Here is a 1,004-nt window from a genome sequence, read left to right as displayed (position 1 = left end):
AGAGCGTCCGGCAAATGATGAGCCCGCCCAACGCAGGGAACGTTCCGGCGTGTCGATACAGGTAGAGGCACGGGTACCGAGTCGATCATGTGATTGCTGAAGTCCCACGATCACCCGGAGTACCCGTGCCTCTGCTGCCAGTCTGTCTCATCGAACCCCTATGGGTCGAGTTCTCCGCCCAGCTCGCTACCGACGAACGTCCCGAGTTCGATCCGAAACATCCCTGGGGCTGCCACCGCCGCCGTGTGTCGGACCGGGTCGTGTTCGAGCACATCCTCGCCGCACTGGTGCACGGTAGCGGCTACGAACGCATCGCCACCGTCGGATGCTCGGACCGCACCATCCGCAGGCGACTGACCGAATGGTCCGCGAAAGGAATCGGCGTCGAGGTGCTCCGCGCCGCCCTGACCGCGTACGACCGGATGCTCGGCCTCGACCTCGATCACTTGTCGGTCGACGGGTCGATCACGAAAGCACCGTGTGGTGGCGAGGTTTCGGGCCGTTCCCCGGTCGATCGCGGTAAGCGGGGCACGAAACGCTCGGTGGTGTGCGACGGCGGAGGGATCCCGCTGGCGATGGTGTCGGCGGGCGCGAACCGGCACGACTCGCCGCTGCTCGAACCGACGATCCGGGCGGTACCGGACATGGTCGGCCCGCTGCCGCAGCACTCGTGCGTGCACCTCGATCGCGGCTACGACTCGGCCAGGACGAGGGACCTGCTCGACGAATTGGGTTACGACTACGACATCGCCCGTAAGGGCATCCCGGCTCCGATCCAGGCCGGCAAACGCTGGGTCGTTGAGCGCACGCATTCGTGGATGAACGGATTCGGCAAGCTCCGGCGGTGCACAGACAAACGCGCCGCGATCGTCGACTTCTATCTCGCGTTGGCCGCGGCACTGACCGTGCTCCGGCGTCTGATCAACCGTGCACGTACCCATTACCGGTGGCCGACCCGGCCTACTACCCGCCGACTCAAGTGAGCATCAATTGCCGGTCGCTCT

1 protein-coding gene is annotated in these 1,004 nt (G+C 65.5%); it reads left to right on the top strand.

Annotated elements, in window-relative coordinates:
* The first annotated feature begins 125 nt into the window (after nucleotides 1-125).
* A complete protein-coding gene (locus K3M35_RS25765) occupies nucleotides 126-983 on the top strand; it encodes an IS5 family transposase (protein WP_060655371.1) in 858 nt (285 codons plus the stop codon).
* The last annotated feature ends 21 nt before the right edge of the window (nucleotides 984-1,004 follow it).

It is taken from the genome of Rhodococcus sp. DMU2021, from assembly GCF_019641445.1.
GTDB lineage: Bacteria > Actinomycetota > Actinomycetes > Mycobacteriales > Mycobacteriaceae > Rhodococcus > Rhodococcus pyridinivorans.
Note: the sequence above shows the minus strand (reverse complement) of the source record. Positions and strands in the feature narration are given on the sequence as shown.